General features: G+C 36.7%; 21 protein-coding genes. 8 read left to right on the top strand and 13 right to left on the bottom strand.

What is annotated here, in order from left to right; translation table 11 throughout:
* Positions 1 to 19 precede the first annotated feature (19 nt).
* Complete coding sequence (ftsH, locus tag MMO38_RS15120; protein ID WP_005195612.1) at positions 20 to 1,915, bottom strand: ATP-dependent zinc metalloprotease FtsH; 1,896 nt, start codon at positions 1,913 to 1,915, stop codon at positions 20 to 22.
* 137 nt (positions 1,916 to 2,052) lie between these two features.
* Positions 2,053 to 2,703 (bottom strand): 23S rRNA (uridine(2552)-2'-O)-methyltransferase RlmE, encoded by a 651-nt coding sequence (gene rlmE, locus MMO38_RS15115; RefSeq protein WP_004669142.1) that lies wholly within the window; start codon positions 2,701 to 2,703, stop codon positions 2,053 to 2,055.
* A gap of 226 nt (positions 2,704 to 2,929) precedes the next feature.
* On the opposite strand from rlmE, the gene yhbY reads away from it, so the two are divergent.
* Both yhbY and MMO38_RS15105 read left to right on the top strand, forming a co-directional pair.
* Positions 2,930 to 3,253 carry a ribosome assembly RNA-binding protein YhbY gene (gene yhbY / locus MMO38_RS15110; protein WP_004669144.1) on the top strand — a complete coding sequence of 108 codons (324 nt, stop codon included), beginning with the start codon at positions 2,930 to 2,932 and terminating at the stop codon, positions 3,251 to 3,253.
* A gap of 5 nt (positions 3,254 to 3,258) precedes the next feature.
* Complete coding sequence (locus MMO38_RS15105; RefSeq protein WP_241324056.1) at positions 3,259 to 3,795, top strand: DOMON-like domain-containing protein; 537 nt, start codon at positions 3,259 to 3,261, stop codon at positions 3,793 to 3,795.
* Positions 3,796 to 3,850: 55 nt separating this feature from the next.
* On the opposite strand, the gene MMO38_RS15100 is transcribed toward MMO38_RS15105, so the two are convergent.
* Positions 3,851 to 4,393, bottom strand: coding sequence for a hypothetical protein (locus MMO38_RS15100; protein ID WP_004669149.1), 543 nt, complete (start codon positions 4,391 to 4,393; stop codon positions 3,851 to 3,853).
* Between the two features lie 362 nt (positions 4,394 to 4,755).
* Between MMO38_RS15100 and carA the strand changes: the two genes are divergently transcribed.
* The 5 genes from carA to MMO38_RS15075 all read left to right on the top strand — a co-directional run bounded on the left by carA (position 4,756) and on the right by MMO38_RS15075 (position 11,084).
* Positions 4,756 to 5,895 (top strand): glutamine-hydrolyzing carbamoyl-phosphate synthase small subunit, encoded by a 1,140-nt coding sequence (carA, locus tag MMO38_RS15095; protein ID WP_121928563.1) that lies wholly within the window; start codon positions 4,756 to 4,758, stop codon positions 5,893 to 5,895.
* A gap of 17 nt (positions 5,896 to 5,912) precedes the next feature.
* Positions 5,913 to 9,146, top strand: a complete 3,234-nt coding sequence (carB, locus tag MMO38_RS15090) for a carbamoyl-phosphate synthase large subunit (RefSeq protein ID WP_005195606.1) — start codon at positions 5,913 to 5,915, stop codon at positions 9,144 to 9,146.
* Between the two features lie 91 nt (positions 9,147 to 9,237).
* On the top strand, positions 9,238 to 9,714 hold the full coding sequence (greA, locus tag MMO38_RS15085; protein WP_004669155.1) for a transcription elongation factor GreA: 477 nt from the start codon (positions 9,238 to 9,240) through the stop codon (positions 9,712 to 9,714).
* A gap of 73 nt (positions 9,715 to 9,787) precedes the next feature.
* Complete coding sequence (locus MMO38_RS15080; RefSeq protein ID WP_005195596.1) at positions 9,788 to 10,411, top strand: CatB-related O-acetyltransferase; 624 nt, start codon at positions 9,788 to 9,790, stop codon at positions 10,409 to 10,411.
* A 235-nt stretch (positions 10,412 to 10,646) separates the two neighbouring features.
* Entirely contained in the window at positions 10,647 to 11,084 is a 438-nt protein-coding gene (locus MMO38_RS15075) for a universal stress protein (protein ID WP_004669163.1), read from the top strand.
* 127 nt (positions 11,085 to 11,211) lie between these two features.
* Here MMO38_RS15075 and MMO38_RS15070 read toward each other — a convergent pair whose 3' ends face one another.
* Both MMO38_RS15070 and MMO38_RS15065 read right to left on the bottom strand, forming a co-directional pair.
* Positions 11,212 to 11,718, bottom strand: coding sequence for a hypothetical protein (locus MMO38_RS15070; protein ID WP_241324055.1), 507 nt, complete (start codon positions 11,716 to 11,718; stop codon positions 11,212 to 11,214).
* Between the two features lie 98 nt (positions 11,719 to 11,816).
* On the bottom strand, positions 11,817 to 12,131 hold the full coding sequence (locus tag MMO38_RS15065) for an MGMT family protein (protein ID WP_241324054.1): 315 nt from the start codon (positions 12,129 to 12,131) through the stop codon (positions 11,817 to 11,819).
* A 96-nt stretch (positions 12,132 to 12,227) separates the two neighbouring features.
* On the opposite strand from MMO38_RS15065, the gene MMO38_RS15060 reads away from it, so the two are divergent.
* A complete protein-coding gene (locus tag MMO38_RS15060; RefSeq protein ID WP_241324053.1) occupies positions 12,228 to 12,965 on the top strand; it encodes a metalloprotease in 738 nt (245 codons plus the stop codon).
* A gap of 8 nt (positions 12,966 to 12,973) precedes the next feature.
* Here MMO38_RS15060 and MMO38_RS15055 read toward each other — a convergent pair whose 3' ends face one another.
* The 8 genes from MMO38_RS15055 to MMO38_RS15020 form a co-directional block, all read right to left on the bottom strand.
* Complete coding sequence (locus tag MMO38_RS15055; RefSeq protein ID WP_241324052.1) at positions 12,974 to 13,678, bottom strand: zinc-dependent metalloprotease; 705 nt, start codon at positions 13,676 to 13,678, stop codon at positions 12,974 to 12,976.
* Positions 13,679 to 13,773: 95 nt separating this feature from the next.
* A complete protein-coding gene (locus MMO38_RS15050; protein WP_241324051.1) occupies positions 13,774 to 15,339 on the bottom strand; it encodes a phosphotransferase in 1,566 nt (521 codons plus the stop codon).
* A 10-nt stretch (positions 15,340 to 15,349) separates the two neighbouring features.
* Complete coding sequence (locus MMO38_RS15045) at positions 15,350 to 16,054, bottom strand: capsular biosynthesis protein (protein WP_241324050.1); 705 nt, start codon at positions 16,052 to 16,054, stop codon at positions 15,350 to 15,352.
* A 10-nt stretch (positions 16,055 to 16,064) separates the two neighbouring features.
* Complete coding sequence (locus MMO38_RS15040; protein ID WP_241324049.1) at positions 16,065 to 16,430, bottom strand: capsular biosynthesis protein; 366 nt, start codon at positions 16,428 to 16,430, stop codon at positions 16,065 to 16,067.
* A gap of 10 nt (positions 16,431 to 16,440) precedes the next feature.
* Complete coding sequence (locus tag MMO38_RS15035) at positions 16,441 to 18,201, bottom strand: WavE lipopolysaccharide synthesis family protein (RefSeq protein ID WP_241324048.1); 1,761 nt, start codon at positions 18,199 to 18,201, stop codon at positions 16,441 to 16,443.
* Positions 18,202 to 18,238: 37 nt separating this feature from the next.
* Positions 18,239 to 21,430 (bottom strand): CapA family protein, encoded by a 3,192-nt coding sequence (locus tag MMO38_RS15030; protein ID WP_241324047.1) that lies wholly within the window; start codon positions 21,428 to 21,430, stop codon positions 18,239 to 18,241.
* A 4-nt stretch (positions 21,431 to 21,434) separates the two neighbouring features.
* Positions 21,435 to 23,102: a poly alpha-glucosyltransferase gene (locus tag MMO38_RS15025; RefSeq protein ID WP_241324046.1), complete on the bottom strand. Its 1,668-nt coding sequence runs from the start codon at positions 23,100 to 23,102 to the stop codon at positions 21,435 to 21,437.
* Between the two features lie 134 nt (positions 23,103 to 23,236).
* Positions 23,237 to 26,168 (bottom strand): BapA/Bap/LapF family large adhesin (locus tag MMO38_RS15020; RefSeq protein WP_241324045.1); only part of this gene is annotated, 2,932 nt, incomplete at its 5' end.

Here is a 26,168-nt window from a genome sequence, read left to right as displayed (position 1 = left end):
TCTTTCATTTTCAAATCTTTTAACCCATCGCTGGCAATGGTGGAGGTGTAGATGGACCATCTTTAGGCGGTTCAAAATCAGCCACTGGATTTTCAGCCACATATACTTTTGGTGGTTGTGGATCACGGCCTTCCATGATGTCACGGATTTGATCGCGATCAATGGTTTCCCAATCCATCAATGCTTTTACCATTGCATGTGCAATATCTTGATTACTTTCTAAGATATCACGAGCAACTTTGTACTGCTGATCGAGAATACGGCGTACCTCTTCATCCACCTTTTGTTGTGTGGCTTCAGAAATGGTGCGACTACCGACATTACCAAAGAATCCACTTTGGTTCTCATCTTCATACACCATTACACCAAGTGCATCAGACATTCCATACTTGGTCACCATTGCACGTGCCATTTTGGTTGCACGTTCAAAGTCATTTGATGCACCAGTAGACATTTGGTTAATGAATACTTCTTCGGCTATACGACCACCAAATAAAATGGAAAGCTCATTTAGCATCTTGTCTTTATAATGACTAGTTTGGTCTTGTTCAGGAAGCTGCCAAGTAACGCCTAGCGCCCAACCACGCGGCATGATTGTAACCTTATGAACTGGATCTGTGCCCGGTAAGATTTCAGCAACAATCGCATGTCCTGCTTCATGATAAGCCGTAGCACGACGTTCTTCTTCGCGAAGCACCATCGATTTACGTTCAGGCCCCATATAAATCTTGTCTTTAGCATCTTCAAAGTCATGCATATCCACCGTATTTTTATTACGACGGGCAGCAAACAATGCAGCCTCATTGACTAAGTTTGCGAGCTGTGCACCTGAGAATCCTGGTGTACCACGTGCAAGGATTTTGAGATCCACACCTGTCACAGAAGGAAGTTTCTTCAAGTGTACGTTGAGGATTTGCTCACGACCACGAATGTCAGGCAAGCCAACCATCACTTGACGGTCAAAACGTCCTGGACGAAGAAGTGCTTTATCGAGAACATCAGCACGGTTGGTTGCAGCAATAACGATAACGCCTTCGTTGCCCTCAAAACCGTCCATCTCGACTAACATTTGGTTGAGTGTTTGCTCACGTTCATCATGACCACCACCTGTACCTGAACCACGGTGACGACCAACTGCATCAATCTCATCAATAAAGATGATACATGGTGCATTTCGTTTTGCTTGTTCAAACATATCACGAACACGCGATGCACCTACACCAACGAACATTTCGACGAAATCAGAACCTGAAATACTAAAGAATGGAACTTTAGCTTCACCAGCAATTGCTTTCGCTAATAAGGTTTTACCTGTACCAGGAGGACCAACCATTAATACGCCACGTGGAATTGTTGCTCCAAGACGTTTAAATTTGGATGGGTCTTTTAAGAAATCAACGATTTCAACCACTTCTTGTTTTGCTTCATCACAACCAGCAACATCCACAAAAGTGATCTTGATCTGATCTTCAGATAGCATTTTGGCTTTTGACTTACCAAAACTCATTGGGCCGTTCTTACCACCGGCACCGCCCCCCATGTTGCGCATAAAGAACATGAACAACAAAATAATAAGCAATATTGGGAAACTTGCGATGAGAAGTTGCATCAAAATGCCTTGGCGTTGTGGCGCGATGCCCTCAACCACGACATTTTGTTTGTTTAAGCTTGGTAGCAACTGAGTGTCTTCTACTTGTGGACGAACGGTCTCAAATGGAGAACTATCAGTTTTTTCACCACTGATATTTAAACCATCAATGGTGACTTGTTTAATTTGTCCAGCATTCACCGCTGCAACGAAATCAGAGTATTTCATCGCCGCAGGCTTATTTCGGTCACTGACGTTGCTAAAAATCAAAATCAGAACACCGAGTATGACGAGCCACAATACGGCATTCTTGAAGTAATCGCTCAAGGCTTTATTCCCATATCAATCTAATTTGATCATACCTAATCTTGGCTGACCTTCACAAAAACAGCAATGAATTTGCGTTGCAAAAAACTTAAAAGGTACAAAATGCACAATTTTTAACAACTTGGCAAGTATACTTTTTATTTCAAGGCCTTTTTACGACCTTGTCCAATCAAAAAAACCTCTTTTGATCGAGCACGCGACGCCGCTGGTTTAGCTGTTTTTAACACATCAAAACTATCGACCACCTGTTTTCTAAACTCATCAAATCCAGTACCTTGGAACACTTTAACCAAAAACTGGCCATTCGGTCCTAATACCTTCTGAGCAAAGTCCAAAGCCAATTCACATAAGTAAATTTGACGTGGTTGATCAACAGCCTTATTACCTGATGTATTGGGGGCCATATCTGAAATTACAATATCTACTTGACGCCCATTTAAAATATTTAACAATTTTTCGAAAACTTCTTCTTCGCGGAAATCACCTTGTAAGAAGGTCACATCGGGCAATGCATCCATTGCTAAAATATCCGAAGCAACAACCAAACCGTTCGCGCCGACCAATTTACCCGCAATTTGCGACCAACTACCCGGTGCTGCACCTAAATCAACCACCGTCATACCCGGCTTGATCATTTTATATTTTTCTTGGATCTCAAGTAGCTTATATGCTGCACGTGCACGATAACCTTCCTTTTGCGCTTTTTTTACAAAAGGGTCGTCTAAGTGCTCTCTCATCCACACACGACTGCTTTTCGACAATTTTTGATTGGTAATGCGTGTCGCCATAACTCTCTAAATTTCAAAAAACCTCTGATTGATCATTGTACGTGAAAATTCAGCTTATTACAGTATCGAAGCCATTCAATGCGACGATCTTTTGCAGTTTTTTGATCATCATCATGGTTCATTTCAGCAGTTTTCCATACATTTACCGCAAGTGCTTGCATCCTGAATCTATCTTAGAATCGGGATGCAAGCTATACTAGGTCGTTTTTCAAATCAGGTATTTTCAATGGCAGCTTTATCTATCCATGAACGTAAACGTTTACGTCAAATCGGTCATGCACTTAATCCAGTTGTCATGATTGGTGGTCAAGGGCTTACAGAAAGTGTAATTGAAGAAGCGCATCGTGCGTTAAATGATCATGAATTGATTAAAGTAAAGATTGCAGGTGAAGATCGCGAAGCGCGTGCAGCTGTGGTTGATGCAATTGTTGAAGCTACTGGTGCTGAAGCAGTACAAAAGATCGGTAAAATCGTTTTGCTCTACAAAAAAGCGGCAAAACAAAATCAACACTTATCTAACCTCGTTCGTTTTGCTCATCTAAGTCAGTAATCGCAATGGCAAGTTATGATCTTTCTGCTTTTGATCGTTTTCACAGTATTACTGTGGTGGGAGCGATTGAGCAGCAAACCCCAGCAACCTTAAATGTTGCTTTCTGGGTGAGTGATCCAAATCAGTTTTTGATTTATCCAGAAAAAGTCGCGGCACACCCACGTCAGGACTTTTTGTGGGAAAACACTTGTTTTGAACTCTTTGTGGGTGTGAAAGACCAAGATTTCTATCGTGAAATCAACCTCTCCCCTTCACAAGCTTGGCAAGTGTACCAATTTGAAGAATACCGCTTTCCTGAAAATATGCCGCCGGTTGCAGCATACGACATCGAGCTAAATCATTTACAACGCACTCATTATGGTTTGAATGTCAGCTTAGATTTATCCAAATTTATGCAACAACATCAATTAAAATGGTCTGACTTATATTTAGGCTTAACAGCAGTAATGAACACCACTCAAGGCGTTCAGTATTTTGCGATGCAGCATAGTAGTCCCCAAGCAGACTTCCATAATAAACGAGATTGGTTACATCAATTTTAAAACAAAAAAAGCGAGAAATAAATTTCTCGCTTTTTTAATCTAACGTCGTTAGTGCTTAATTTGCACGTACTTTGTTCCAAGCTTCAACCGCTTGACCTTTAGTACGCTTAAAGCTATCCACTAAAGTATCTTTATGTTTCACTGAAATTTGACTGATGTCATCTTTAAGCTCTTTGCTCACTTTGGTTAAATCTTCGATTAAAGTATTTAACTCAGTTTTCAATGCATTTTTGAGCTCAACCAAGTTACCTTGAGACGAGTTCAATTGAGTCTTGATCACATCAATACGCTGTAAGATATCTTGCTTGATTTGCGTAAGTTGAGTTTGAATATTTTGATTCAACTCTTTTGCTTCAGTTTCAATTTTTGCTTGAGTATCGGCTAAAGCTTCTTTAACCTGCTCTTGAGTCTCAGCAATCACTTCTTTTGCTTGCTCTTGAGTCTCAGCAATCACTTCTTTTGCTTTTGCTGTTTTTTCTGCAACAACTTCTTTCGCCTTAGCCGTTTTCTCAGCTACAACTTCTTTCGCTTTTGCAGTTTTTTCAACAACAACGTCTTTCACTTCTTCAGCTGCTGCTGTAGTTTGATTCTCAGCCATTATGATTCCCCTCTATACTGATTGTTGATTTTTTGGCTAAAGATAAGATAAAACGCTTTTGTCTAAAACCACCAATAAATTGTTAGACAATTTGCATAATATCTCACGATGTCGATCTAAAAATGACGGATTTTGCAATAGACACCAATCCACGTCTACGCAATTAAAGAAATCCAGCATTTCCTACTTTTAATAAATAAAACTCATAGACTTCTGGCACACTCATGCGTATAATGCGCTGTTAAGTTATAAGCGAGCAGACCAGAAGGAGGCCATGTTTTTTTAAAGACAGCCTGCCTTTTTTTATGTCTTCTCGCTTTTTTACAGCCTTATTTTTGTGGTTTTAGTTCAGGAGCTTTGGTTTGAGCATCCCCGCCATTTTAGCCCTCGCTGATGGAACGGTCTTTAAAGGAACGTCTATCGGTGCATCGGGAAATACGACTGGTGAAGTCGTTTTTAATACCGCCATGACTGGCTATCAAGAAATTTTGACTGATCCAAGTTACGCACAACAAATTGTGACGCTGACTTATCCTCATATCGGAAATACAGGCTGTAATAGCGAAGACGTTGAATCAGGTCGTATCCATAAAGTATGGGCGAATGGTTTGATTATTCGTGATCTTCCTTTATTACACAGTAATTTCCGTGCTGAACAATCTCTAAGTGAGTATTTACAACAACACAATGTTGTTGCGATTGCTGATATTGATACACGCAAACTGACACGTATTTTACGTGACAAAGGTGCACAAAATGGTTGCATCCTTGCTGGCGAAAATATTACAGAAGAAGAAGCAATTGCCAAAGCACGTGCATTTGGCGGCTTGACTGGTTTAGACCTTGCTAAAGAATGCTGTGATCCTGAAGGTTTTGAATGGACTGAAGGCTCTTGGGTTTTAAATCAAGGCTTTACTCAACCTGAAATGAAGTTTCATGTTGTGGCATACGATTATGGTGTCAAAACCAACATCTTACGTATGCTTGCGGACCGTGGTTGCAAACTGACGGTTGTTCCTGCGCAAACCCCTGCTGAGCAAGTGCTCGCGTTAAATCCAGATGGCGTGTTCTTATCAAATGGTCCTGGTGATCCAGCAGCATGTGATTATGCGATTGCAGCAGTAAAAACCATTGTTGAAACAACAAACTTACCTGTGTTCGGTATTTGTTTAGGTCATCAAATTTTAGCACTCGCTTCTGGCGCAAAAACCATGAAAATGAATCATGGTCATCATGGTGCCAACCATCCTGTACAAAATCTTGAGAAAGGTACAGTGATGATTACCTCTCAAAACCATGGCTTTGCTGTTGATGAAAGTACCTTACCAACAAACTTAAAAGTGACTCATCGCTCACTGTTTGACGGTACAAACCAAGGTATTCATCGTACTGACAAACCAGCATTCAGCTTTCAAGGTCACCCTGAAGCGAGTCCTGGCCCACATGACTGTGCTCCATTATTCGATCATTTTATTGAATTAATTGAAGCATCTAAACAGTAATCAAGAGCGAGTAAATTATGCCTAAACGTACGGATATTAAAAGCATCTTAATTATTGGTGCAGGTCCAATTGTCATTGGTCAAGCATGTGAGTTTGACTACTCTGGTGCACAAGCATGTAAAGCCCTTCGTGAAGAAGGTTTCCGCGTTATTTTGGTCAACTCGAATCCAGCGACCATCATGACCGACCCTTCAATGGCAGATGCAACGTATATTGAGCCAATCACTTGGCAAACTGTTGCACAAATCATTGAAAAAGAACGCCCTGATGCAGTCCTCCCAACAATGGGTGGTCAAACAGCATTGAACTGTGCGCTTGCACTAGATGAACATGGCGTTCTAGAAAAATATAATGTTGAACTCATCGGCGCATCGAAAGAAGCGATTGAGAAAGCCGAAGACCGTAAACTGTTTGACATCGCAATGCGTAAAATCGGATTGGAATGTCCTCGTGCTGATGTTGCTGAAAGCATGGAACATGCACTGGAAATTCAATCACGATTCGGTTTCCCAGTGATCATTCGTCCATCATTTACGATGGGTGGCTCTGGTGGCGGTATTGCATATAACAAAGAAGAATTTATTGAAATCTGTGAACGTGGTTTCGATCTTTCTCCGACCAAACAATTATTGATCGATGAATCTTTAATTGGTTGGAAAGAATACGAAATGGAAGTTGTTCGTGACAAAAACGACAACTGTATTATCGTATGTGCGATCGAAAACTTTGACCCAATGGGCGTACACACTGGTGACTCAATTACCGTTGCCCCTGCTCAAACACTAACAGATAAAGAATATCAAATCATGCGTAATGCATCGGTTGCTGTTCTTCGTGAAATCGGTGTAGAAACGGGTGGTTCAAACGTTCAGTTTGGTATTAATCCAGTCGATGGTCGTATGGTCGTGATCGAGATGAACCCGCGTGTTTCTCGTTCATCTGCATTGGCTTCGAAAGCAACAGGTTTCCCTATTGCGAAGATTGCTGCAAAACTAGCAGTCGGTTATACACTAGATGAATTGAAAAATGACATCACGGGTGGTATCACTCCTGCAAGCTTTGAACCAGCAATTGACTACGTTGTTACTAAGATCCCTCGTTTTAACTTCGAAAAATTCCCACAAGCTGAGCCTGTATTAACAACTCAGATGAAATCTGTGGGCGAAGTCATGGCGATTGGTCGTAACTTCCAAGAATCTGTACAAAAAGCACTTCGTGGTCTTGAAGTGGGCGTAAGCGGCTTTGATGAAAAAATCGAAGTCGGTGCTGCCAATGCAAAAGACGTTATTCTAAAAGAACTTAAAGTTCCAGGTCCTGAGCGAATTTGGTACGTTGCTGATGCATTCCGTCATGGTTTCTCACTTGATGATGTATTTGAAGCAACTAAGATTGACCGTTGGTTCTTGATCCAAATCGAAGATATCGTTAAAGCTGAAGCCCAAGTAAAGACTTTAGGTTTTGGTGACTTAAACGCTGACAATATCCGTTCATTCAAACGCAAAGGTTTATCAGACCTTCGTATTGCGGACTTGATGGGTATTTCACAAAAGCAATTCCGTAAACAACGTTGGAACTTGGGTGTATATCCAGTTTACAAACGTGTTGATACTTGTGCTGCTGAGTTTGAATCTGACACAGCTTACATGTACTCAACTTATGATGAAGAATGTGAAGCCAATCCATCAAATCGTGACAAGATCATGGTGATTGGTGGCGGTCCGAACCGTATTGGTCAAGGTATCGAGTTTGACTATTGCTGTGTACATGCTGCTCTTGCAATGCGTGAAGATGGTTATGAAACAATTATGGTCAACTGTAACCCTGAAACGGTTTCGACTGACTATGACACATCTGACCGTTTATACTTCGAGCCAGTAACACTTGAAGATGTACTCGAAATCGTTCGTATAGAGAAGCCTAAAGGCGTGATCGTACAGTACGGTGGTCAGACACCATTAAAATTGGCACGTGCTTTAGAAGAAGCAGGTACACCAATTATTGGTACGTCACCAGATGCGATTGACCGCGCAGAAGACCGCGAACGTTTCCAGCAAATGATTCAACGTTTACAGCTTCGTCAACCAAACAACAGTATTGTTAAATCGGCTGAAGAAGGTATTTCTGAAGCGGCTAAAGTCGGCTATCCATTGGTCGTTCGCCCATCCTATGTATTGGGTGGTCGTGCAATGGAAATCGTCTATAACGAAGATGAACTTAAACGCTACCTTCGTGAAGCAGTTCAAGCGTCGAATGAAGCCCCTGTCCTCCTTGACCGTTTCCTAGATGATGCAACTGAAGTTGACGTTGATTGTGTATCTGACGGTAAAGACGTTGTAATTGGCGGCATCATGCAGCATATCGAACAAGCAGGTATTCACTCAGGTGACTCTGCATGTTCAATTCCGCCGTACTCGCTTTCACCAGAAGTTCAGGATGAAATGCGTCGTCAAACTGTTGCAATGGCAAAAGAACTTGGCGTAATCGGTTTAATGAACGTCCAGTTTGCGGTTAAAGGCAATGACATTTATATCCTTGAAGTGAACCCACGTGCATCACGTACAGTTCCATTCGTTTCTAAATGTATTGGTGAATCGTTAGCAAAAGTGGCTGCACGCTGTATGGCAGGTCAATCACTTGAATCACAAGGTTTCACTAAAGAAATTATTCCAACACACTTTGCTGTGAAGGAAGCTGTATTCCCATTCGCTAAGTTCCAAGGTGTTGATCCAATGCTTGGTCCTGAGATGAAGTCTACAGGTGAAGTGATGGGTGTTGGTCAAACTTTTGGTGAAGCATTCTATAAAGCGGTACTCGGTTCAAATGAACGTTTACCGGGCTTACCAACTGAAGGCGAAGTGAAACATGCTTTCTTATCTGTTCGTGAATCAGACAAGAAATACATTGCCAATATCGCTAAACAGTTAATCGCTTATGGTTTCAAACTCATTGCAACCAATGGTACTTACCAAGTCCTTAAAGAGGCTGGATTAGCGTGTGAAGCGGTCAATAAAGTAACTGAAGGCCGCCCTCATATTGTTGATCGCTTGAAAAATGGTGAAATTCATCTTATTGTCAACACAACTGAAGGCAAACAAGCTCAATATGATTCTGCCATGATTCGCCGTGCAGCCCTACAAGGCAAGGTGTATTACACCACGACGATCAATGGTGCAGAAGCAGTTTGCCAAGCATTTGCTGTGAAATTGCCAATGGATGTATACCGCTTGCAAGATTTACAAACTGTAGGTTAATTATTTACCGATAAGTCCCGCCACCTTATTGGTGGCGGGCTTTTTCTTTTTTTAATCCTGTATTTTCCCAACCCATTTAGAGGGGACTAGAATGCAACGTTATCCGATGACTCCCGAAGGCAAAGTTGCCTTAGAGAAAGAATTACAAAAGTTAAAAATGGTTGATCGACCACGTATCATTCAAGCGATTGCGGAAGCTCGTGAACATGGTGACTTAAAAGAAAATGCTGAATATCATGCTGCGCGTGAACAGCAAGGTTTTTGTGAAGGCCGTATTCAGGATATCGAAGGTAAACTCGGTGCAGTACAAGAAATTGATGTCAAAACACTCGAACAAAATGGTCGTGTAGTATTTGGTGTAACGGTAACCATTGAAAACCTTGATACCGAAGAACGTAAGACTTATAAAATCGTCGGTGATGATGAAGCAGATTTTAAAATTAATAAAATCTCAGTGAACTCACCTATTGCCCGTGGTCTACTTGGTAAAAGCGAAGGCGATGAAGCCAAAATCCAAACACCACAAGGTGAAGTTGAATACGAAATCGTGAGTGTGGAATATCTTTAATATTTCATATTAACTTAACCCCTCTTTAGAGGGGTTTTTATTCAGCAAGATTTATAATGCTTTTGGAGTCAACATGGACACTACACTAATCAATACGCCGTTAAAACATTGGTGTGAGTTCGAGTTTATTTCCAAGACAGTTAAAAATCCAAATATTCATATTAAAGGCAATTATAGTTATTATTCTGCCTATTGGGATCAAGGTTTTGAACGTTGTGTGGTACGTTATTTACACGACAAACCATCAACACAAGAAAAGCCTATTGATCAGCTTTATATCGGTAATTTCGTCTGCTTTGGTGCAGAGTGCGTGATTATGATGGGTGGTAACCAATTACATCGTCCCGATTGGATCTCGACTTTCCCGTTTGATACCCGTAGCTTTCTACCTGCTGGCGATACGATTATTGCAGATGGCTGCTGGATTGGCAGTCGTGCCATGATTATGCAAGGGGTTAAACTCGGTGAAGGTGCTGTGGTGGCGACGGGAGCTGTGGTAACGCAAGATGTGCCCGCTTATGCGATTATCGGTGGTGTACCTGCAAAAGTAATTAAATATCGATTTCCTCCAGAGCAGATAGAAAAGCTATTGGCCTTGAAGCTTTATACCTTAGATGAAAAGAAAATCTTAAAAATACGCGACCTGTTACAAACAAACGATATTGATCAATTGGCCGATTATCTTAAAGAAAATTGATCAATTATCACCCTAAGCCATTGATATACAATCACTCTAATTTTTGAAAGAATTTTCATTTATTTTCAACTGTATCATTGCTTCACGATAAGCGCATAAACAACAACTATCCCTATAAAAATACTAGGTTTTATTTTATAAATAACAGGTTTAATATAGAAACTATAAAGCATATTTTAAACAAAATTTTATAAGCTAATTCAATAGAACATCGTAAATACAAGGAGTAATAAACATGACCTATCAAAACATTTTAGTCGCTATCGATGACTCAGAAACTGCAAGCAATGTCATTCGGGAAGCTGCTCAACTGGCCAAAGCATTAGACAGCCAAATTACAGTCGTTGGCGTCGTGACACTAGATCCATATTTAGCCGATACCTACCTACGTTTTGGTCAAAGCAATGAATTGATTGAACGCGTTAAAGGCTATGTGCAAGACAATCTGACGAAAGCTGAAGAGAAATTTGAAGCATTAGGCGTTACAGTGAGCACCCGAATATTGGAAGGTCTTTCTGTTCACCAAGAAATTATTGGTGCTGCACAAAATCTAGGCACAGACCTCATTATTATGGGTTCACACGGACGGACAGGTTTTAAACAATTTGTTTTGGGCAGTGTTGCTCAAAAAGTTTTAGCCGAAAGCCATATTCCAGTGCTCATCATCCGTTAAATCTATAAAACACCAACACCCTGCTTTTCTTCCACATTTAACTGAATAAAAGTAACAACGGTTCAGCCAATAAAAAAGCATGGTAATTATATTTACCATGCTTTTTTACACTGATAGACCAACAAACTTAATTCATCGGGATCGGTTTTGCTTTATCTAAAACATCTTTTGGTAGCTCGGTCGTCGAAACAATTGTTAATGATTGAGCATCGACGTTTATATCGCCTTTATTCAAGGCATTTAGCACAATATTTGTCTCTTTGGCACTCAAGCTATACATCGCACCTGTTGCAGGATCAACGATTAATAAGCCAATCAAACCGCCAAGTAGAATATTCCCCACATACCAGCCATTTACATGAGAGGAAACATTAATTGTTTTTTTCTCATATCCTTCTTTTTCAAATACAACCGTATAACGCTCAGGAACAAAGAAGCCCGCACTGCGCTTTAGGTTTACCGTAACCGGTGCTTGACCCACATGTACCTTTTTTCCAGCTTTATTAAAAATTGTAATATCGCTAAGTTCTGGTGTACTTTCAAAGGTCATGGTTTGAGTTCTGCCAGACATGATACTTGCACAGCCCGATAAACTAAGCGCAACAACCCCAAAAACAATAGATAATTTTTTCATTTCAATACCAAAAAACATACGTAACATTATGTATGCTGATTGTATTTAAAACGTAATTTAGATTCAATATATTGGTGGTGTTTTAGCTTTATTTTTTATCAAATAGTCCAACCATAAACCTTCAAATTCACTTTGCCATTCAGAAAATATACCCCCTCCTGCTCCAACAAGCTTTGTTGAATATTTTCACCTTTATCGTTTATTCGTAACACACTGATTTTCCCTTGCGCGTTAATGACTCGATGCCAAGGAATCTTGCTGTCTTTATCTAAATGCTTTAAAACGTAACCCACTAATCGCGCATGTTTAGGCAGACCCGCCAATTTTGCAATTTGCCCATAACTTGCAACTTTGCCATTGGGAATCAGTGCAATAACTTCTAAAATCTGTCGATGTAATTCATGGTCATTCAACGTGAAAAAACCTCAAAAAATTGCTATTATGAGTCAAAAATCACACAACAATACTCGCGATCTATATAAAACTTAACTGCGCAAGAGAATCAAATTATGTCATATAAAAAAATTACAACGTTCATCCTTTTGAGTTTTATTTGTGTTGCGTGCAGTACACCAGACAAAAAATATATAGCATTAGAATCATATCCTTCAAAAGTTCTAAAAGAGGAAGACCAGACTTTACCTGTCGTCTATGTAAGTTTCGTCTATACAACCAATACTCCTAAAGCAAAAGAGTTTGATAATAAAAATCAAATGCTGAGAGAAATAAATATATTAAATCAATATTTTGTAGATGAAAACAATCAAAAAATATTTAGATTTAAACCATATCGATATTATTCATATCAAAACTTCAGCCAACGTAAATGTGATCTTGCCTATCAGCTAAACCAACCTAGATCTCTAGTAACAGAAAACATCCCTGATGCGGTGAAACGGTGTTTTCCACACCGAAAAGAAAAAGAAGTTCTTTTCATTATTTATGATTCATATAACGAAAAATTTAAATATAGGGATGTGACAAGCTGGGGATTTCGTAATGGAGGACAACCTTTTATTTTAATTGACTGGCAAAGATTAAATTATCGAATTCAAGCGGCCACTCCTCATGAAATGGGGCATGCTTTTGGTTTAAGACATGTTTGTGCACCAGGTGCCAAGCTAAAAGATTCTACAAATATCATGACCAGTGCTGACTGTAAACTTGGTAGCGGTGGACAGCGTAATATTGGATTTAATCGTGAGCAAGTCTCGACAATTTTGGAATATTATCAAAGGGCAAAGTAGAACAAAAGCTACTTTTTCACTGCTAGTTTTTCCTTAATCAAAGGAACATAATGCATGATTTTCTTCACTTGCTCGTCATTGAAACCAATATCTCTCTTCCCAGTGGAACCACCCTTACATGATGAAGCCATAATATTAGTTGAAGAGTCAGGTTTTGCACCTAAAGCACATACGTGATTTAGGCCAAATGCATGTCCCATCTCATGTTCTTCTGGGGCTTGTACGTTATGATTCAATCTTTCCCAATCCAAAAGTAAAAACGGTCGATTTCCATTTCTTTTACCATGTCCATCCCGGTTTTTAAAACCTTGTTTTAGCGTATAACTATCGAAAACATAGAAGTTTATAGCGTGTGGATCTCTAACTTTTGGATCATTACATAGATTAAAATGTCTTGCCCAAATATCAGCATTATAAACACGATTACCATTATTCAATGCAACAAAAGAACAAGATGAGTTTTGGATCTCATTATAAAAGGATGCACTTTTAAAGTTAAATTTAATAATAGGAGAACGATCTTCCTTTACGAAATAAGTATTGAGAATATCTACTTCATTTTTTAACTGCGCTAGTTTTACAGTGGAATGGGCTAAGGGATTTGGCGTAATCACAACGAAATGTATATCAAAAGTCTCATATTTTTTACTAGATGCAACACATGAAACATTAGCAACACTTAAGAGAAGTACACAATAAAATTTACTTTTCATCACCGTATACCTCATTAGCTATTGATTAAAATTACTTTTTTATATCTCTGATGATACTTATACAATTCATTTAGCTAAGTTTGTTAAATAATAATTTAAACTATGTATTCATAATACAACCTTAATGCATTATAGAACATTGCTTTTTGTCTATCAGGTCTATCCGAATGTAAAGGAAGCATCGATAAAAATAATAAGATAACTAAAGGTATGATCTCTTTAACATTTACCCCATCAACCTCAAAATCCTCAATAAATTGGTGGGATATTTTTTTTGTTCGCTCATCTATGTCAAAAACAATCTGAATTGATCCATTTGCAGTCTCTTCTAATTTATAGTATCCAGAAATAATGAAATCATACATCCCAACGATAGAATGTGTTACTTTTGCAAGATCATATTTAATATCACCAAATAATGAAAACTCATTTTTAAAATTTAAGCCTCTTGGATCAATGACTTTGATACGATCTCCTCTAGAATCAAATAGAATATTGCTAAAACAAAGATCACCATGCATAACGCCATAGATAACCTTAACTTTTTCTACTTTCTCTATGCAATCCTCTAATAATTGAGATAGTTTTGGTAGTTTTTTATCTTTATAAACTACAACTTTATCTTCTAGAATACCTTGATCATCTAAATATTGTTTAAATCTAGATCTCGACTTATCCATATATAAATTTCTAATATTTTGAGAAGTGAACTCAATATCAATTACATCCTCTTTGGATAACATAGAGGTAGACATATATGAAAATATTTTATCAAGTATTTTATTCCATTGTAATGTTTCATTTTTCCCATGTACAAACAATTCATTTAATGGAATATAAGGTAGATATTCTAAGCAATAGTAGCTATTTGTTTTATCTTTTTGGTAGTCTAAAAGTACGGGTATATATTTTTTCAATCTAGTCGGTACATTTATATACCACAAAGCCTCAGCGTCAATCTTTACATTGGGTTTTCCTTGTTTTTTCACTACACCATTTGAAATATTAAGATTATTAAATGCACGTTCTGTAGTGATATTCGCACGAGAAAAGAAATAGGTATTTGCATGACCAAAATCGAACCAGTTTTTAACTTCAAACTCATCCAAGTGATAGTGATCACTATAAAATTTAATTGCGTCAACGAAACTATTTTTCTTGATCGTTAAAGCTTTCAATAAGTAACTTATAGATGAAAATGAGAAAAAACCACACCAAACAAGTGCATGCTGATTGGTGCTTCTCACTACTTCCCAATTATAGCTACTAAAAGACTTGGCAACTGCAAGTATATCTACTTTTTCAAATCCATTGAAATCAGAAAAATAAGTATCTCCATGCAATAAGTAAAGGGCTTCTTCTCTATGCAGATATTCATTTGTATTTAGCACATATAAAATTGATTCTGTAAGCTTAAAATCATCTGGAATAAAAACAAGGTTTACATGTAAAGAAGATAAGATTCTTACCTCTGCACTTGATAGATGATAGCTTTCGGGTAACGTTAAAAATATTTCTTCATCTTTAAAAGTATTTTTTAAGGTAGCCACTTGTAGTTCTATTAGTTTTTTATTGCCGACAGGTAGCAAACAAGGCGGAATTTTTCCTAATTCAACCTGAAAATCTGAAGTTACATAAGCACCAGAAGCTATTAATATCATACTACCTACTCTAAATTTTATTTAATGTTTCCAAGTATTCTTGTGGTGTTCCACAAAATTCAATATCTGATGATTCTACTAATTTATAAACAATATTTTTTCCATCTCTTATATAGTTATTATACATTGGAGCTATATATAGCTCACTTTCAATTTTTTTTTCTAACTCCTCATTAAAGTATTTTTTATATAATTGAATAGATTTAAAGTAATACAAACCATTGCTACATAAGTTAGATATTCTAATTTTTTCGGTAGTTTTCAATACTTGGTTATTTTCACCTGATTGAACAAAAGACCAATGCTCACCATCCCCTATAAAAACTTCCAAATAGCCATCTTTTTCAGGAAATTCTTCCATTTTTTTAAATGTCTTCAATCTAGAGTCGATATTAAAAATATACATTTCATCATCAGTAACTATTTCTTTAATACCTTGATATACAGTATCAGCTTGGCCTAATGTTCTTTCTGTCAGTGTAATTATCTTATATTTTTCAATACCAATTTTTTTTAGCATTTCTTCTACAAAATCATAAGTATTATATTGATCAAAAATAATAAATAAGAAAAAATCACTTTTGTAGTAATCTTTGAATGATGATAAGGACCACTCAAAAACACTTTCACAGCCTAGATCAAGCATGTATTTGGGTACAGTGTAACCAGCTTTAAAAAAACGTGAACTGTAACCTGCCATAGGAATTACGATCATAATTATCTCACTATTTTTTTATAAGCTTACATATTTCATCATAAGAAAGGTTTACAAACTCATCAGGCCGTATCGCTTTGTCATCTACATAAAAACCATCAAAACCACACCAAGGTTTTCCGATATAAATCTCATCATACGGAATATTATATTGATTTAACCAATCAATGATTATAGGTAGTGTATGTGCATTTATTTTTCCGACATTACTCTGAAAAGTCCTTACGTTTCGGCTCGTATAAAAACATATTTCAAAACCTTGTTGATGATATGACTTAACCTTTTCAATCACATCATAATTTGGGACTGAATTTTTATAATCACCATTTAATGTCGTACAAATTGTATCATCGATATCTAAAACCAATCTTTTCATATCATTTCCACTATAATGTTAACCACTTTTTATTTGCTACTATTAACTCATCGCCTCGAAAATGATTAATTAATTCAGAACTTATTTTTTCATTATTAATTATAGAAAGAAGAAGGCTCTTCAAGTGATAATCTTGAATGTTTAGGTTAATTTGATCAATAATTTTAGATATAATCTCTTCACTGCTACTTGATAGTAAAGCAGCAATACCTTCTTCATCCATAAATTTTGAAAGAATTATAGCGTTAATATCTTTAAATCTCTTTAACTCGACTCTACCCTCCACATGAAGCTTGATCAATATCAATGTAATACAAATTGTGATACTACTAATACTTTTATTACCTAACCGAATATTTATATAAAAAATAGCAATCCTAATAATTTCATCAAAATTTATTAATAACACATTATTATTGTATAACATGTCTAACAATACGTATATTGCGCACTCATTACCAGTTCTTGCAATCGGCAATAACATTTTTTCAGAGATTTCAAACGCTACCTTATCTTTACCCAACCAAAACTTGTACAGGTCACGCTCAATTAAACCTGTATATGTAAGTTTCTCCCATTCAGCTTTGCTAATTGGTAGACAGTTTAGGTCAACTTGATTTTCAACCTCTGTATAAAAGTTTAATTTATTTATATTTAATGGATGTCGATTAATTTTCTTTAACCAGACAACATCAGTATCACATTCAAAATGATTATTGTTAAAAAATTCTACTGTCTGTCGATAATCATCATGACTCAAATCAAATATATCGTCATCTTCATCATTATGTATTGCACGTTCCACATAGTCCATAAACCTATCATAAGCTAATGTTTTCTGTAGTTTCCCACTGACTGCCATCTTAACGATTTCACTATCTAAAATAATGGTTCCTAAGCTTTGATATTTTAGACCTCTATTCTTGCTACTTGTAAAAAAATGATGAAAACCTACTTCATTTTTTCCATCCTGATTTAACCTTTCTGGGCTGATAATTTTAAAATGCGTATATAACGCGAGCAAATATATTGCATATACCTTATAGTATACCTCAGGAAAGATAGATTCTTCCTGATATTTTTCAACGTAGTTTCTTAAAACAGGAACCATTTGTGTATATCGAGTAAAACGCAAATAGTCTCTTAAAACAGGAAATTCTTTAAGAAATGGATAAGCAAACCATTGGATATTTGCGACTACAGGTTTTTGAATATCAAGATCATAAAAATTAAAATTTATCAGTTTATATAAATCTTTATTCTGCCCAAGCAATACAAAATCTGTCATCTGAAATAAACGAACCGTTCTTGGACGGAATACTATTACTTGATAATTCAGAATTTTAGGGAAATTACCAAATGTTTTAACTTTGTATTTATAATTGGAAAATATATCTTGTTTATCCATGTAGTTAATATAATTAAGACTACGATCTGTTCTAAGCCGTAATACAAAATCATTTTTAGGAATGATATCAAGCGCACTTAACAACTGTCTTGCTTGTCTCCAATAATTCACTGAGTTGCTGGGTGTTGACTCTATCTCCTTTGTCAATGGTTCACCCTCTAACACATAGATTTTTAGAGATTTTAACTGCTCTCTCAAGCCAGTATATTTATCTATTTCACCATTCCATGTTGAAAATACGATATGATCAACCTTTAACTCACTTCTCAGTTTAACTATTTTGGTCAATGTAAGTTTAAAATCTAATTCATCTCGAATATTCCCACAGATAACAGCCCATAAACTAGTTTTTTTCTTTTCCATTATTATTCTCCAATTATCTAATAAAATTAAATTTTAATTAGAATGTAATACTAAAAAAATAACCTAGCTTATCTTCTTCATCATTAGATACTTCAATTTCATTTTTCAGGATTTTTGTTTTTATTTCTATAAATTGATCTTTATTTACCTGTTGAGGTTGCCAAAATGTCTTTAAATTATTAGTAAAAATTGGATAAAGCTTTACCAACTGTTTATCCATATCTAATCTAACGATGCAACCAAAAGGCATTGCTTGATGTTTTTCATACTCTCCATTGCTATTAAATACTCCATTTCCTATACTATAAATAATTGGTTTTCCATCAATATATTCAATAGGTTGAATGGTATGTGGACCATGACCTACAATCAAATCAGCGCCACAAGAAACAAGCAATTTTGCAATTCGAGTCTGCTCGTCTTGAATCGGTTTAAAATCCACTCCCCAATGACTAATCACCATAATTTTGTTTTGAGGAAAGCAAGTTCTATATGCTTTTATCTGTTCGAGAAGAATACCATTGGTACAAGCTACACCATCACGTTGTCCTAAAGCATAGAAATCAAATTTGTTGTAAGCAGTATCTCTATGCCAATAACCATTAAAGACCGCTAGTTTCTTACCTTTCCAATCAATTTCAAAATACTCATGTGCTTGGTTTTGATTACGCCCAGCACCTATATACGCGATCGACTTCTTGTCAAATTGGTCTAAAGTAAATTCTAGGCTTTCACTCCCATAATCTTTTAAATGATTATTCGCGAGTACGACATGATTGATATTTCTATGTAAAAACTCATTTAAGGTTTTTTCGGCATCTGCACCTAAAATAAAAGGTTTAATTTTTTCTAAAGGTGATTGCTCTGTATCACTAACTGTAAAAACTGCTTCAAAGTTTGCAATATTAATATCTTCTTTAGCAAAGAATGGAGCTATTTTCTCGAACGAGTGTGTATAACCATACTTTTGTAATGCATCTATTGCACCTCTTTTCTTTCTAATTTTAGTATAAGACTCACCAAAGTATGTATCACCTAAGATATTAACAAAGGGGCTTTTTGCATATATTTTTTTAGGGCCTGGCAATTCATCAAAAGCTTGGTAATACGGTAATACATGCTCAATCTTTGCATTCTCCCCATCTGTATAGTGAATACTTATTTTTTTATGTGATTGCTGACTATAGCCCACATAGACTCGTCTACTTCGATCACCTACAAATAAAAAACCATCTAAGCTAACATCAGAAGCAACGGCTGTGACTGGTCGTAAAATTGCGCCCTTAAAATAGGTAATATCTACAAAAAATTCATTCCTAAAATGAGCAGGTAACTCAAATATTTTTTTACTGACTTTAAAAATTTCTAAAAATGTTTTAGTTTGAGCAACATCTCTTAAATTTCGGCCCGTCACATTCAGAATTTTATTTGGATCTATACCCAAAATTTCCGCTTCTTTCTTTATCTCTTTTAATGCTTCACCTGTTGTTTGATATAAATGTTCAGCAAGAGCCAAAATGCAATCAGGTTTTTGCGTTAAAATTGCATATTGTAGTATTTGGCAGAAATAGTAACTTTCCCCTAAAAACAACCCTAAGGCATTGTTTCCTTTGGCTTCCCTATTTACATTTGCAGTGACTTTATAAATCGAATTCAATTGAACTTCGTCTAAGGCATATTTCCTTAAAGCCAAATAAATTAAAACGAGTGAACCAATCCCATACTCTGTTTTAGTCTGCCATATTTCTCCTGAAAAATTCGAATGAGATAAATTTGCAGCCACATATTGATTAACATTATTGTTTAGTTGAGTGCTCGCTTGCTCTGGAGCAACAATCAGACTAGGAATCGTCGCAATGGTTGAGTTTCGTCTTGAGCCTTTAACAAGTACAACATCATTGACTTGCAAAATACTTCTGACTAGTTTGGCACATTGCTTTGCATCAGTAAAATGCCCCAAATTTCGATCTTTGGGTAAAAGTTGATTTAAGTAAAGTGTATCCTTACCAAAAGTAGCGATCTGTTCGAATTCATTTTCAAGTATTGGGCTAAGTAACCTCTCATGAACCTCTCGGGACTTATCTGCTAAATTAATAATATCTCCAACTATTAATAGTTTTCTATTATTCTTAAATTTATTGTGACAGAACTTGAAAGCATTAAGCATCGAAAGATATTCTGCATTATAGGTATCATCGATTAAGTAAGCATCTTTATCCTTGATATAAGAGACTGCTAATGTTGAGTCCTTATTGTTTATATTATTGAATAATTTCAAAACTTTCTTTAAATCAAGATCAAGTGCGTATAACGTGGCTAACGATGCTGTCATATTACTTAATGTACCATCATCTACATAATGATCTATCTGAACATGGTGTTTTTTTTCTTTTATTTGAACTGTAAAGCCATCTTCTACTCGTTCTAAACGAATATCAGCACCAACGTGTTGACCATAACTTAAAATATTTTTGCTATAACGATGAACATACTGAACTAACTGAGCATAATTCTTTATATCTCGATTTAGAATAACTAAACCATTTTCACTTAAACCATCAGCAATTCGACTTTTAAACTCTGCGGTTTTATCTTCATCATAACCTTTTTGCCCCACACCTATTTCTGTAATAATCGCAATATTTGGACGTGATAAACGGCTGATACTGCCACTGTCCATCCATAACGATGCCATTGCAGTTTCGATAATCAAATAATCTGGCTCAAACATGGCATTTGATACCGTCAATTTTACGCCCGTTCTTGAGTTATGGTTTCCAATCGTTGCATAAGTTGAACCATAAGCTTGCAACAACATATTTAAATAGTTCTTGGTACTACTTTTTCCAACAGTGCCAGTAATTGCAATCGTTTTACTTTTTATATTCTTTCTTGTATGTTCTGCACAGCCACTAATAAAATCGTATGAATTTTCTACGATATATTGTGGAATATATTCAGGTAACTCGGGAACAGGACGTTGAGCAATCACTCCTTTTACATGATCTGAAAAGGTATGAACTAGCTCATGTGTATCAACCCATTTCGCGTAAACACCAGTATTTCCAGTTCCTTTTAGCCATGTCTCTTTATCCATAGCAATAAAGAGCGTTTCATCTTTTTTACAATTTAATTTATTCTCTGAAATATGTCTTACACACCAATTCTCTTGGGGTTCTCTATACCAAGTACCTGGTATTATTTTTTCTATTATATATTTATTTATCATGAGGCTACTCACCATTTTTAAAATAATTCACATAGGCAACATATCCAGATAAATTATGTTCTTGATCATCTATACGTGTTCTAAAACGGTCGTGACGCACATAAAATGCATTTAATATTTTATCTGGTCGTTCCATATACATTGCAACTTCAGAATAGAAATAACCATTGCGCTGAAATTCACTTCTTATTTCAATCAGTTCTTTTAATTTTTCAAATTCAGCTTTGTCATATAGATCATTATATCCTTGTTCTTTTAACCGGTTGACCATCTTATAGACAGACATTAACATCTCTAGAAATGTTGCATAAACTGTTTTTCTGTTTTTAATAAAATTCATATGTTTTAAATAATTATTCAAACCAAATTGAAAGTATTTTTCTTCAGGACATATTTTAGTCAATTCATTGGTACAATAACTCAACCAATGATCATGGTATTTATCATATTTTTTCTCAATAAAATGTTCGAACATTAATTTTACTGTAGCCAATAATTTTTCATCATGATTAAGCTGATATAAACGTAATAATGCTAATGCGGCTTCTCCATCATAATAAACGATACGGAATTTTTCTTTTATTTCATAACTTGGGTAATGTAATACATGTGTGGTCTGCCCTTCTGCATCGATCATTGCTAAAATACCATTGGCAATTGCCTCTGCGTATTTTAGATAGCGATCATCTTGGGTAAGCTCCTGATATTTCGTGAACATCAAAATTGCAGCTGCATTTGACCCTAATTTAATTTCTTGGTCTTTTTCCCCATCAATCATAAATGCGACATTTTCTTGTTTTTCTCGATAGAAAGTATCTATTGCATATTCAATGGCTTTGTATATTTTTTCCCAATATTCTTTTTGTTCTTTTACCTCAAAACTTTCTATCAAAGCATATACAGAAGTACAATGACGTACCGTATTATAGCTTTTTAACTCACGATCAAAAGCAGGGAAATAACCGTAAATAAAACGTCCACTTTCCTGAATTTGCTGATATAAAAAATTTGCATTGTTTTCAACTAAGCTCGTTAAATGCTCTTTTTTATTCTCAGTTAACACCCTAACACCATTCTGACAGTCACCACTTTGTAACTCTACAAATTGATTGGCTTCATAAATAGCACCGTAGGTTTCAAAGGTCCATACAAATTGAAGTTGATCTAAGGTAATTTTTTTCTGAATATTTGGATATTTTTTATTGATCGCATTATTTAGATTTTGTTCATCAAAGAAATTGGCTTGATCATAGCGCAATCCTCGTATAATTGCCCGACCATAAATCTCTTGTTCCATAAAAGCAATATTGAAGTTTTCATCCAAGCTAATACCTTTACGAAAATGATTATTATGCTCTTGGTTGATGACTTGATAAACAACACTTGGCCAAGGCTGTTTTTCTACGTTATGCGCAAAATCAATTTTTATAAACTTAAGTAGTTTCTTATTTTTCTCAAAGATTTTTTCTATAAAGCTCAATAATCTTTTTACAACCAACTTAATATTAGTGTCTACATTATTCCAAACGTTACACCTTTGGTTGCTATCTCCATAAGATAAAAAAATACAATAGGCTTGTTGATTTATTTTATTACTTTGTATTTGTTCATCAATCCACTTCTCTAAATTCTTTTTAAAGTCTTGTAGTTCATTATAAGTTTGAACGGTCATATCTTCCACTTTATTGTTTATAAACATTTATCCTGATTCAAAATATAGCATATAACACTGATTTTAAAATATGCGTTTACTTTTTTTATTAAAAAAAAGAGGACCCGAAGGTCCTCTTTTTTGATCAATTTAGATTAGAACAAAAGCTGATTGTTTTGTAGTAGCTCATCTAAAGAGGTATCTACATTTTTCAATGTAAGAAGCTCTGTTGAGCTATGTACTCCAGCCCCACCGTCTCGATCTATACTAATAATCGTATCAGTACCATCGAAGGTGACATTCACATAAGCGCTTAGGGATGCTTCACTTCCATCACCAGCGTAACCAATCAACAGATCACTGATATCAATCTTATCAGCTTCACCATCTATAGAAGTATCTCCAACATGGAAATTCTCCCAAGTATCACTTCCATTTCCACCTGTACCATCTGCAGCATTCAACAGATCAAAGATTAAGGTATCAGAACCACCATTTGCAGTATTGATCGTATCATTTCCTGCTCCTGCATAGATCAGATCATCACCAGCACTGTCAATAATGATGTCATTACCTGTACTGCCTTGGATCGTGTAACCAACATTGATGTTCAATGTTGCTGTCACTGTTTCACCATTCAAGTGAGTCAAGGTATAACTGAAGCTTTCACTGCCACCGGTAGTACCCGATGTTGGTGTATAAGTGTAATCACCATTTGCACTAATCACTAGATTACCATGTAGGCCTTCGATCACAGTGCCATATGAAACATCGATTACATTGCCATTTGCATCTGTTACTTGTAGTTGAGTGAATGTAGAACCTGTTGAATCATTACCGAAGATATTACCTTCAGCAACAATTGTGTCAGCTACTACAAACTGGTCAAGATAAGTAACATTTACATCAGTATTGATACCAACTAATGCTGCCAATCCACCGAACAATGGTTGTTGCATCGTAGTTTGGATACGGTAGGTTCCAGCAGCTAAATCTAAAGTAGATAGATCTAGTGATGCCAAAGTACCAAGTAACGAGATTATTCCAGAGTAATTATCATTCGCTACTGTTGTCCAAACACCACCTATATTCATCTGTAGATTTAAATTAATGTTAACACTTCCTGCAGTTGCCAAAGAGTTAACTGTAATCAATCCATTCGCATCCATATTAGAATCTAATGTGAATGTGCCTGATGTATAGGTCTGTGTGGTTGCTAAAATACCTAACAATGAAGCCGAGGCATTAAAGTAGTCATTGTCCACTTCATTTACCATCAACAGTGATGCAGTATCGACATCATCGGTTGCAGTAAATGTGAATGTTGCAGGTTCTGATGGATCCGCTGGATTCCAAGTCATATCTACAACACTACTATCGATATGGAAGTACAGCGTTGCACTTGCCGCATCAGCTCCACCAATAGGATCCGATAAGGTATAAGTGAATTGATCCACTTGACCTAAGCCAGTTACATCATTGAACGGTGTATAGGTGTAGCTTCCGTTTGGTTGAATGACCAAGGTACCGTAAGTGCCGTCTATGGTTGTTCCACCAGCAACAACTGCTACGCCATTGACACTGCTAACAGTCGTAAATGGTGTCGTAACATCGGCATTACCATCAATACCATCATCAGTAATGACATTACCTGATGCCGCTACCACTTCATAACCACCAACTTGCGATTGATCATAAAGATCCATGGTTGCAGACAAGGTGCCTACTAAACCTAAGCCAAACAATCCATCGAAGGCCATGAAGGCGCGGTATTGACCAGCCTCAAGTCCATCAACAGTGATCGTTGTTCCACCGAACAGTGCCAAACTCAACAGATCAGCATCACCTGAACCTGTGATCGAAGTCCATTGTCCTGTTTCTTCATCAAACTTCTGAATACACAGTACGTAGTCTGCTAATAAATCTCCACTAATCAATGCACTGTAGTTGAATGTCATATCACCAGTATGACCGTCATCAATATTGAAGTTGATACCTGCTGAACCTACTTGTAAATCTAGACCAGCTAGAGAAGTAAGTAACAAGTAAGTATGACTACCTGATGGAATATCATCACCGACAAGCAATGCTTGTGGATTGATTTCTGCAACATTCAGATCATCTGTTGCAACAATATCTACTGTTGCAGGTTGAGATGGATCTGCTGGGTTCCATGTCATATCGACATCATCACTATCTATATGTAGATAGAGGGTTGCACTTGCAGTTTGACCTGTTACAGGATCAAATAAGGTATAAACAAATGGATCCACTTGACCTAAACCTGCATCACCACTAAATGGTGTGTAGGTATAACTGCCATCTGGATTGATCACCAAGGTACCATAGGTTCCATCAATGGTTGTTCCACCATCTACTACGGCTACACCATTTACCATACTGACAACGGTGGTGTCTGTAATAACATCAACGTCACCATCAATACCAGCATCAGTAATGACGTTACCTTCAGCGGCTATAACTTCATAACCACCAATTTGTGATTGATCGTAAAGATCTGCAGTTCCTGACAAAGTACCTAGCAATCCTACGCCAAGCAATCCATCAAAGGCCATGAAGGCACGGTATTGACCTTCTTCAAGTCCATCAACCGTTACTGTAGTACCACCAAACAATGACAAGCTCAATAGATCAGCTTGACCTGGACCAGTCACTGCAGTCCATTGTCCTGTTTCTTCATCAAATTTTTGAAGAACAAGTACATAGTCAGCCAACGCATCCGCACTAATCAGTGCACTGTAGTTGAACGTCATATCACCTGTATGACCTTCATCAATGTTGAAACCAATGCCTGCCGAGCCGAGCTGTAGATCAAGCCCTGCTAGAGAAGCGAGTAACAAGTAAGTATGACTACCCACTGAAACATCATCTCCAACTTGCAACGGTAGAGCATTAACAAACGCATCATCAACATTATCGAATGCAATTAAAGGTGGGGTTGTGTCCACAATCGCTGTTGCTGGATCAGAGGTGTTGCCTGCTGGGTCTGTTGCAACCGCAGTAACTTCGTCTCCATCTTCTAGATTGCCTGGGTTTGGAACACTCCAGTTGCCATCTTCGTCAACA

The sequence above is a fragment of the Acinetobacter sp. NIPH 1852 genome, from assembly GCF_022549455.1.
In the GTDB taxonomy this organism is placed as follows: Bacteria; Pseudomonadota; Gammaproteobacteria; order Pseudomonadales; family Moraxellaceae; genus Acinetobacter.
This window is presented reverse-complemented; position numbering and strand designations above follow the sequence as displayed.